The 9,541-nt window shown below is 72.8% G+C and carries 8 protein-coding genes and 1 pseudogene; 6 read left to right on the forward strand and 3 right to left on the reverse strand.

What is annotated here, in order from left to right:
* Nucleotides 1-126 precede the first annotated feature (126 nt).
* Nucleotides 127-1,260 (forward strand): S8 family peptidase, encoded by a 1,134-nt coding sequence (locus tag AB0G02_RS21115; protein ID WP_360797008.1) that lies wholly within the window; start codon nucleotides 127-129, stop codon nucleotides 1,258-1,260.
* Between the two features lie 61 nt (nucleotides 1,261-1,321).
* On the opposite strand, the gene AB0G02_RS21120 is transcribed toward AB0G02_RS21115, so the two are convergent.
* Nucleotides 1,322-1,777 carry a GNAT family N-acetyltransferase gene (locus tag AB0G02_RS21120; protein ID WP_360797010.1) on the reverse strand — a complete coding sequence of 152 codons (456 nt, stop codon included), beginning with the start codon at nucleotides 1,775-1,777 and terminating at the stop codon, nucleotides 1,322-1,324.
* Between the two features lie 232 nt (nucleotides 1,778-2,009).
* Between AB0G02_RS21120 and AB0G02_RS21125 the strand changes: the two genes are divergently transcribed.
* Nucleotides 2,010-3,197 (forward strand): S8 family peptidase, encoded by a 1,188-nt coding sequence (locus tag AB0G02_RS21125; RefSeq protein WP_360797012.1) that lies wholly within the window; start codon nucleotides 2,010-2,012, stop codon nucleotides 3,195-3,197.
* A gap of 65 nt (nucleotides 3,198-3,262) precedes the next feature.
* Here AB0G02_RS21125 and AB0G02_RS21130 read toward each other — a convergent pair whose 3' ends face one another.
* A complete protein-coding gene (locus AB0G02_RS21130; protein ID WP_360797013.1) occupies nucleotides 3,263-3,961 on the reverse strand; it encodes a peptidylprolyl isomerase in 699 nt (232 codons plus the stop codon).
* A 153-nt stretch (nucleotides 3,962-4,114) separates the two neighbouring features.
* On the opposite strand from AB0G02_RS21130, the gene aspS reads away from it, so the two are divergent.
* The 4 genes from aspS to AB0G02_RS21150 all read left to right on the forward strand — a co-directional run bounded on the left by aspS (nucleotide 4,115) and on the right by AB0G02_RS21150 (nucleotide 9,073).
* Nucleotides 4,115-5,902 (forward strand): aspartate--tRNA ligase, encoded by a 1,788-nt coding sequence (gene aspS / locus AB0G02_RS21135; protein ID WP_360797015.1) that lies wholly within the window; start codon nucleotides 4,115-4,117, stop codon nucleotides 5,900-5,902.
* A 4-nt stretch (nucleotides 5,903-5,906) separates the two neighbouring features.
* Nucleotides 5,907-6,848 (forward strand): DUF389 domain-containing protein, encoded by a 942-nt coding sequence (locus AB0G02_RS21140; protein WP_360797017.1) that lies wholly within the window; start codon nucleotides 5,907-5,909, stop codon nucleotides 6,846-6,848.
* A 112-nt stretch (nucleotides 6,849-6,960) separates the two neighbouring features.
* Nucleotides 6,961-8,160, forward strand: a complete 1,200-nt coding sequence (locus AB0G02_RS21145) for a hypothetical protein (RefSeq protein ID WP_360797019.1) — start codon at nucleotides 6,961-6,963, stop codon at nucleotides 8,158-8,160.
* 52 nt (nucleotides 8,161-8,212) lie between these two features.
* The gene (locus AB0G02_RS21150; protein ID WP_360797021.1) at nucleotides 8,213-9,073 is read left to right on the forward strand and encodes an SGNH/GDSL hydrolase family protein; all 861 of its coding nucleotides are present in this window, start codon (nucleotides 8,213-8,215) and stop codon (nucleotides 9,071-9,073) included.
* Here the strand turns inward: AB0G02_RS21150 and AB0G02_RS21155 are convergent.
* A pseudogene (locus tag AB0G02_RS21155) lies at nucleotides 9,058-9,541 on the reverse strand (glycosyl transferase); the annotation flags it as partial. The gene AB0G02_RS21150 and the pseudogene AB0G02_RS21155 overlap by 16 nt on opposite strands.

Raw genomic sequence — 9,541 nt, forward strand, 5'->3', positions numbered from 1 at the left:
CCGCCGAGATCGGGTGCGACGCGACACCGCTGCCGTGGGGCCGGTTCCTGCACCGGTCGCCCACGAGGTAGCCGCACCACCCCGGCGCGCGACCCGCGTCGGGCCCTTCCCTGCAAAGGACCCGCCATGCGCAAGTTGTTGTCCGGCCTGGGCGTCGCCGCCCTCGCCGCCGTCACCCTCACCGCACCGGCGCACGCCGAGGGCGCGGTGCTGCACGCCGGTTCGGCCACCGCCGTGCCCGGCAGCTACGTCGTGAAGCTCAAGGACGCGTCCGTGGCCGCCGAGCTGACCGGGCAGGTCGCCCGGTTCGGCGGGCAGGTCACCCGCTCCTACCCCTCGTTCGGCGGCTTCGCGGTGTCGCTCACCGCCCGGGAGGCCCGCCGGTTGGCCGCCGACCCGGCGGTGGAGTACGTCGAGCAGGACCAACTGGTGCGGGCGTACACCACCCAGCTCAACGCGCCGTTCGGGCTGGACCGGATCGACCAGCGCGCACTGCCCGTCGACGGCAGGTACAGCTACACGTCGACCGGCGCGACCACCCGCGCGTACCTGATCGACACGGGCATCCGGCCCACGCACACCGAGATCGCGGGCCGCACGTGCGCCGGCTACGACGCCGTCGACAACGACACCGTGCCGCAGGACGACAACGGGCACGGCACGGCCCTCGCGTCCCTCATCGCCGGCCGCACGAACGGCGTCGCGAAGCAGGCCCTGGTGTGCGGCGTGCGGGTGCTCAACGGCTCCGGCAGCGGCACGACCTCGGGCGTCATCGCGGGCATCGACTGGGTCGCGCGCAACCACGTCAAGCCCGCCTCGGCCAACCTCAGCCTGGGCGGCGCGGCGTCGACCGCGGTGGACGACGCGGTGCGCCGGCTGATCGCCTCGGGCGTGACGGCGTCGGTCACGGCGGGTGGCAGCAACGCCGACGTGGCGAACTACTCGCCCGCCCGCGTGGCCGAGGCGCTCACGTCCGGGTCGTCCACCAGGACCGACACCCGGGCGTCGTTCTCCAACTACGGCCCGCTGGTCGACGTCTACGCCCCCGGCGTCAGCATCACGGTCGCGTGGAACACCGGGGACACCGCGACCAACACGCTCAGCGGCACGTCCCTCTCGACCGCGTACGTGACCGGCGTGACGCTGCGGTACCTCCAGTTCAACCCGGCCGCGACGCCGGCGCAGGTGCACGCGGCGGTCGTCTCCGAGGCCACGCCGCTGTCGTGGGGCCGGCTCCTGTACTGGTCGCCCTCCCGCTGATCCCGGGCGCGCAGGTGAGCCGGCCGCGCCGGTGATCCGGGCGCGCTGACCCCGGGCCGGCCTACTGGTCGGCGAGCTGGACCGACGGGGCGAGTTCGTGGCGCATCACGAGCTCGCCCCCGTCCACCTCCCCGGTGTCGGTGAAGCCGAACGCCGCGTACAGGCCGCGGGCCACCGCGTTGCCGGGCACCACGCTCAGCACGAGTTCGGTGCGACCCTCGGCGCGGGCCACCTCCGCGATCGCGGCCAGGCCCTTGCGCCCCAACCCGCGGCCCTGCGCGCGGCGGTCGACCATGAACCTCACGATGTGCAGCGCGTCCGGCCGGTCGCGCTCCAGGAGGGTGAAGCCCACCAGCTCCGATCCGCTGAACAGCGCAAGCGGCTGCAACTTCGGGCGGTGGATCCAGGCGTCCGCGATCGACCTCAGGTTCGTCGCGACGAACGCCCGCTGCTCCTCGTGGACCTCCAGGGCGATGACGGCCCGGTAGTTGGCCTCGTCGACGGGTTCCAAGCGCATGTCCGGACGGTAGCGCCGCAGTCGCGCAACCGCTCCCGGATTACGGGAAACCGCAGGTCAGGAAGATTCTTCACGCTGGAGGTTTAACTGGCAATTGTTCACACTTTCGCATGAACGTCCTGGTTGCTTACGTTGTGACTGTCAGCGAGGGCAAGGTGGCCCAACGTCACCCCCGAGCCCTGCACGCTCCTCGGGGTGGAGTCGAGGTCACCGTTCGAAGAACGGAATCCGCATGCGACAGTCACGACAGGTCCGGTTCCTGGCCGGGGTCGGGGCGACGGCGCTCGTCGTCACCGCGTCCTCCCTGTTGGCCGCCCCGGCGCAGGCCGCCGAGGGCGAGATCCGCGCCGCCGACGCCACCCACAAGGTTCAGGACCACTTCATCGTCAAGCTCAAGGACGGCTCGTCCGCGTCCGCCGAGCGCCTGGCGGGCCAGTACGGCGGCAAGGTCGACACCGTGTTCCGCAGCGCGATCAACGGCTTCGCCGTGTCGCTGCCCGAGGCGGCGGCCAAGCGGCTCGCGGCGAACCCGGCCGTGGAGTACGTCGAGCAGGACCAGGTCTTCAGCATCCAGACCACCCAGAGCAACCCGCCGTCGTGGGGCCTGGACCGCATCGACCAGGCCAGCCTGCCGCTGAACTCGTCGTACAGCTACACCTCGACCGGCGCGGGCGTGAACGTCTACATCATCGACACCGGTCTGCGGGTCACCCACAGCACGTTCGGCGGCCGGGCGCGCAACGGCTACGACGCGGTCGAGAACGACAGCGTCGCGCAGGACGGCAACGGCCACGGCACGCACGTCGCGGGCACCATCGCGGGCAGCCAGTACGGCGTCGCCAAGGGCGCGACCGTGTACGGCGTGCGCGTGCTCAACAACCAGGGCAGCGGCACCACCGCCGACGTGGTCGAGGGCATCGACTGGGTGACCAACAACCACGTCAAGCCGGCCGTGGCCAACATGAGCCTCGGTGGCGGCGTGTCCACCACGATCGACTCGGCCGTGAGCCGCTCGATCGCGGCGGGCGTCACCTACGCCATCGCGGCGGGCAACAGCAACGCCAACGCCTCCAACTACTCCCCGGCCCGCGTGGCCGCGGCCATCACGGTGGGCGCGACCACCAACACCGACGCCCGCGCCAGCTACTCGAACTACGGCTCGGTGCTGGACATCTTCGCGCCGGGCTCGTCGATCACCTCGGCGTGGAACACCAGTGACACGGCCACCAACACCATCAGCGGCACCTCCATGGCGACCCCGCACGTCGCCGGTGCCGCCGCCCGCTACCTGCAGAACAACCGCTCGGCCACGCCGGCGCAGGTGTCGAGCTACCTCACCGGCCAGGCCACCGCGAACAAGGTGACCAGCCCCGGTACCGGTTCCCCGAACCGGCTGCTCTTCCTCTCGCCCAACGCCTGATCCGCGCACCACGTGAGTGAGCTGGGGCCGTCCTCCGGGGCGGCCCCGGCCGCGTTTCCCGGCACCTACTCCTTCTCGACCGACTTCAGCGTGATCGGCCGCACGGGCTTGCCGTCGCCCTCACCGAGCCCCGAGCCGGGCACGACGCCCGCCGCCGCGACCTCGTCGATCACGTCCATGCCCTTGGTGACCCGGCCCATGATCGGGTAGTCCGGGTCGAGCGCGCTGTCGCGGTGGACGATGAAGAACTGGCTGCCGTTGGTGCCCGGACTGCCCTGGTTGGCCACGGCCACCACGCCCCGCGCGTACTCGCCCGGCACCGCATCCGGGTCGTCGAACTTGTAGCCCGCGCTGCCCCGCCCGGTGCCCGTGGCGTCACCGCACTGGAGCACGAACAGCCCGCTCACGGTGAGCCGGTGGCACGACGTGCCGTCGAAGAACCCCTGCTCCGCGAGGCTGCCGAAGCTGTGCACCGAGCACGGCGCGCTCGCCGCGTCGAACTCGAACTCCAGGGCGCCCCGGTCGGTGTCCACGGTGAACCGGACCGTGCCGTCGGCGCGGACGTCCCGCCCGGACGGCGGGTCGACGTCCTTGTCGGGCGTGTCGCCGTTCCCGGTGAACGCGCACGTCGTGGTCGGGCCGCTCGTCGTCTCCTCCGCCGCGGCGGGACCGGCCAGGGGAGCGCCCGGCACCGTCGTGGTGCAGGCGGAGGCCGACAGGGCGACCAGGGCGATGAGGGCGCGGACGAGCGGGCGTCGAGGCACGCGGTGATCCTAAGGTGATCACCCGACCGGGCCCCGGCCGCCGGCGACGGCAAACCTGGTGGCGGGGGGTGCGGGGTCGTTGGCTAGCCTTGACGACCAGCAGTCAGTCGAGCTAGGCCCCCAGTTGGGTTGACACCGAGGAGAGCAGTTCCCGTGATGCGCACGCACGAGGCCGGGAAGCTCCGCGCCGAGCACGCCGGGCAGTCCGTCACCCTGACCGGGTGGGTTGCCCGCAGGCGCGATCACGGCGGCGTGATCTTCATCGACTTCCGGGACGCCTCCGGCGTGGCGCAGGTCGTCTTCCGCGAGGGCGAGATGGCCGAGCGCGCGCACAAGCTGCGCTCCGAGTTCGTGATCAAGGTCGTCGGCGACGTGACCCGCCGCCCCGAGGGCAGCGAGAACCCGGACCTGCCCACCGGTGCGATCGAGGTCTACGCCAGCGAGCTGGAGGTGCTCAACGAGTCCGCGCCGCTGCCGTTCCAGCTGGACGAGCACCTGGAGGTCGGTGAGGAGGCGCGGCTGCGCCACCGCTACCTCGACCTGCGCCGCAGCGGACCGGCCAAGGCCATGCGGCTGCGCAGCGAGGCCAACCGGATCGCCCGCGAGGTGCTGCACGCGGAGGACTTCGTCGAGGTCGAGACCCCGACCCTGACCCGCTCGACGCCGGAGGGCGCGCGCGACTTCCTGGTGCCCGCGCGCCTGCGCCCCGGCTCCTGGTACGCGCTGCCGCAGTCCCCGCAGCTGTTCAAGCAGCTGCTGATGGTCGGCGGCCTGGAGCGGTACTACCAGATCGCCCGCTGCTACCGCGACGAGGACTTCCGCGCCGACCGGCAGCCCGAGTTCACCCAGCTCGACATCGAGATGAGCTTCGTCGAGCAGGACGACGTGATCGCCCTCGGCGAGAAGATCGTCAGCGCGCTGTGGAAGGACCTGGCCGACCACGAGATCGCCCGGCCGTTCCGCCGCATCTCCTACGCCGAGGCGATGGCCAAGTACGGCACCGACAAGCCGGACCTGCGCTTCGACCTGGAGCTCACCGAGCTGACCGAGTACTTCAAGGACACTCCGTTCCGGGTGTTCCAGGCGCAGTACGTGGGCGCGGTCGTCATGCCCGGCGGCGCGTCCCAGCCCCGCCGCACGCTCGACGCGTGGCAGGAGTGGGCCAAGCAGCGCGGGGCCAAGGGCCTGGCGTACGTCCTGGTCAACGAGGACGGCACGCTCGGCGGCCCGGTCGCCAAGAACCTGTCCGACGCCGAGCGCGACGGCCTGGCCAAGGCGGTGGGAGCGAACCCGGGTGACTGCGTGTTCTTCGGCGCGGGCGACCCGGACGGCGCGCGGGCCCTGCTCGGCGCGGCCCGCGTGGAGATCGCGCACCGGGTCGGCCTGATCGACGAGAACGCCTGGTCGTTCGTGTGGGTCGTCGACTTCCCGATGTTCGAGGCGGTCGACAAGATCGGTGACGACGTCGCGGTGGGCAGCGGCAAGTGGACCGCCCTGCACCACGCGTTCACCTCGCCCACGCCGGAGTGGGTCGACCGGTTCGAGTCCGACCCGGGCAACGCGCTGGCCTACGCCTACGACATCGTCTGCAACGGCAACGAGATCGGCGGCGGGTCGATCCGTATCCACCGCGCCGACGTGCAGCAGCGGGCGTTCCAGGTCATGGGCATCACGCCCGAGGAGGCGCAGGAGAAGTTCGGCTTCCTGCTCGACGCGTTCAAGTACGGCGCACCGCCGCACGGCGGCATCGCGTTCGGCTGGGACCGCATCGCCATGCTGCTCGGCGGGTACGACTCGATCCGCGAGGTGATCGCGTTCCCGAAGAGCGGCGGCGGCTACGACCCGCTGACCGCCGCGCCCGCGCCGATCACCCCGCAGCAGCGCAAGGAGGCGGGCGTCGACTTCAAGCCCGCCCCCGCTGCGGAGAAGCCGGCGCAGTAGCACCGTGCTGCACCTGCGGGCCATCTGCCCGGTCGAACGCACCGAGGCGGTGCTCGCGGCGCTGAAGCAGAACCCCGGCGTCACGCACGTCGTGGTGCTGCGCGGCGCGGCCGTCGACCCCGCGGGTGACGTGGTGGAGGCCGACCTCGCGCGGGAGGCCACCGACGCGGTGGTGGCCTCCCTGTGCGAGCTGGGCGTCGACCGGGACGGCGGCGTCACGCTGGAGCAGATCGACACCGCCCTGTCCGACGCGGCCGACCGCGCCGAGGAGGCCGCGCCGGGCGAGGCGGCCGACGCCGTGGTGTGGGAGGAGCTGCTGGCCCGCACCGGCGAGGAGTCGCGGCTCAACGCCACGTTCCTGTCGTTCCTGACCATCGCGTGCCTGCTCGCGGCGGTCGGCGTGGTGACGAACTCACCGATCACCATCGTCGGCGCGATGGTCGTCGGACCGGAGTTCGGCCCGCTCGCCGCGATCGCCGTCGGGCTGGTGCTGCGGCGCTGGGACCTGGTGCGACGGGCCGCGCTGGGGTTGGCGATCGGGTTCCCGGTGGCCATGGCGATCACCGCGGGCGCGGCGTTCGCGGGCTCCTACACCGACCTGTTCAACCGGGACATGGTGCTGACCGCGCACGAGGTCGACTTCGTGTTCCAGGTCGGCCCGTTCTCGTTGATCGTGGCGCTGCTCGCCGGCGCGGCCGGGATGCTCTCGATGACGTCGGCGAAGTCGGCGGCGCTCGTCGGGGTGTTCATTTCGGTCACCACCGTGCCCGCGGCGGGCTACGCGGCGGTCGCCGCCGTTCTCGCCGAGTGGGACATATGCCTCCGATCGGTTGCGCAGCTCGCGGTGAACCTCGTCGGCATCGTGGCGGCAGCGGCGCTGGTCCTGGCGTTGCGCAACCGCCGCGGCCAGGCGCGCAACCTCGGTCGGCCCCTCGCGAACGGTTGACCGGGCCGGGTTTTCCACAAAAGGTGGTAACCAGCGGCCCGTGAGCACTACCGTCACGGTGCCCGGACGAGTTCTGTCAGGTCGGTCGCCACCGGGAGTAGGGTCGGAGGGGATGAGCGTGGAGATCACCGCCGGCCCGCAGGACATCGACGACGCTGCCCCCTCCGCACTGGACGACGCGGTGGCAGCGGCCGAGTCGGTGTTGAGCCGCCGGTTCGGTGCACCGGTTCGACTGGCCGACCCCGAGGACCTCGGGGGTGCCGGCCGGTCGGTGGTCGCGCGCGTCCGGGTGGCCCACACCCCGTTCTCCCTGCCCCGCACGCTGGTGCTCAAGCGCTACCCGTCGCGGGTGGCCGACCGCGACCCGTTCGCGCACGAGGTGGTGAGCCACAAGCTGCTCACCGCGCTGCCGTCCGAGGAACGCCTCACGCCCGAGCTCGTGGCGCAGGACAACGCCAAGCGGCTGGTGATCCTCGAGGACCTGGGCAAGGCCCCTCGGCTGGCCGAGAAGCTGCTGGGCTCGGACGCCCGCGCCGCCGAGCGCGGCCTGCTGTCGTGGGCGCACGCCATGGGGCGGCTGCACGCGACGACCGCCGGGCGTGACGCGGACTTCGACGCGCTGATGCGCCGCCAGGGCAGCCAGTGCTGCGCCGACCCGATCGTGGTGGACGTGCACACGGCGCTGGCGGGGTTGCCGGGGTTGCTCGTTGAATCGTTGGAAGTGGACACGCCGGACTCGGTGCGCGCGTTCGCCGAGCAGGCCGTGCGCGGGTTCGTCACCTCCCGCCGGCGGGCGTTCAGCCCGTCCACGTCGTGCCCGGACAACCACCTCGTGACCAGCAGGGGCGTCCGGTTCCTCGACTTCGAGGGCGGGTGCGTGCGCGACATCGTGTTCGACGCGGCGTGCCTGCGGGTGCCGTTCCCGTCGTGCTGGTGCGCCTACGGGCTGCCCGCCGGCATGTCCGAGGCGATGGTCGCGGCGTGGCGGGCCGAGGTGTCGTCGGTCTGGCCCGACCTGGACGACGACGCGGTGTTCCTGCCCCGGTTGCTGGAGGCCCAGCTGCTGTGGGTGTGGCTGGGCACGTGGCGCGGCCTGCCGGGGCTGGGCTCGGCGCTGCCGTCCGGGCACCGGCCGCTGGACTCGCCGCCGCGCGTGGTCGTGCTGACCTCGCGGTGGGTGCGGCTGCGGTCCGACGCGCTGGCGGCGGGCGTCAAGCACGTGGCCGCGCACGCCGACGAGGTCATCTCGGCGCTGGTGTCGCGGTACGGGGAGAGCGCCGCGGAACTGCCGCTGTACCCGGCCTTCCGATAGCGTTCGGCTGGTCGTCCCCGGCGCGTCACGTCGCTGCGCGAGGGTCTTCCGCGTGGCCAAGACGGTGCGCAGCCTGGTTGTCCTGGGCGACTCGACGACGGTGGGCGTGGGCGATCCCGTGCCCGGCGGGTGGCGGGGCGTCGGTCCGCTGCTCGCGGCGGCGCTGCCCCACGCGCGGTACCTGAACGCCTCGGTCACCGGAGCGCGGGTCGCGTCGGTGAGGTACGGGCAACTGCCCCGCGTCCTGCCCGAGCGGCCGGACGCGGCCGTGCTGCTGGTGGGCATGAACGACGCGTTGCGGTCGGACTTCGACCCCCGGCGGCTGCACGTCGACCTGGACGCGGTCGTCGGCGCGCTGGTCGCGGCCGGGTCGACCGTCGTCACGGTGCGGTTCCACGACCACAGCCGGGTGTTCCGGCTGCCCGGTGCGCTGGGCCGGGCGCTGCGGGCCCGGATCGCGGAGCTGAGCGGCGTCGTCGACGCGGTCGTGCGGCGGCACGGGGTGGAGTGCGTCGACCTCGACCTGGTGGAGGGCGCGTACTCGGCGGGGACCTGGGCGGTGGACCGGCTGCACCCGTCGGAGGCCGGGCACCGGCTGCTCGCGGCGGCCTTCGCCGAGCGGTTGGCGCGCGCCGGGTGCGAGGTGCCGGGGGAGGTGTCGCCGGTCTGCACGGGCGGGATCCGGGTGACGCCGTTGCACCACGTCGCCTGGTTGGTGGTCAAGGGCATCCCGTGGCTGTGGCGGCGCGGCGGCGACCTGCTGCCCCACGCCGCCGCGATCGTGTACCGGTCCTGGACGGGCCGCCCGGAACCCGCCCGGCACACCACCGACCCCGGTCTCGACCGCGCCGGGACCGGGGTGGTGGCCGCGTCGACCACCGCCCCGGCGGGGTGGCGTCAGCGCAGGTCGTAGACGTTCGACTGGCCGATCGTCACGGACTCGTAGTTCGCCTCGACCCACTCGCTGATCTCGTCGCCGCCGCCGGCCATCCCGCCGCCCCGGCCGCCGGAGACGAAGTAGCCGATCCGACCCTCCGCCACGTACCGCTCGAACTCCTCCAGCGTCGGCGCGGGGTCGCCGCCGCTCCAGCCGCCGATGCCGATCACGGCCTTCCCCGAGGCCAGCGACAGGCTCGCCGCGCCCTGCGCGCTGACCGTCGCGGCGGCCCACGTGCCGGTGGTGTTCTTGAGCAGGTCGATCAGCTCGCCGGAGACCTCGCCCATCGGGCCGTCCATGCGGCCGGCCTGGTCCGAGTAGGAGGGGGGACCGGACATCGGGATCGAGCCGCTGTGCGGGGTGGCTGCGGTGGCCACGCGGATCGCGGCCGTGGAGAGCTGCGGGGTGACGAGCGCCTGTGCCGCGTCCCGGCGTGCGCCCATC

The sequence above is a fragment of the Actinosynnema sp. NPDC023658 genome (genome assembly GCF_040639995.1).
Taxonomy (GTDB): domain Bacteria; phylum Actinomycetota; class Actinomycetes; order Mycobacteriales; family Pseudonocardiaceae; genus Actinosynnema.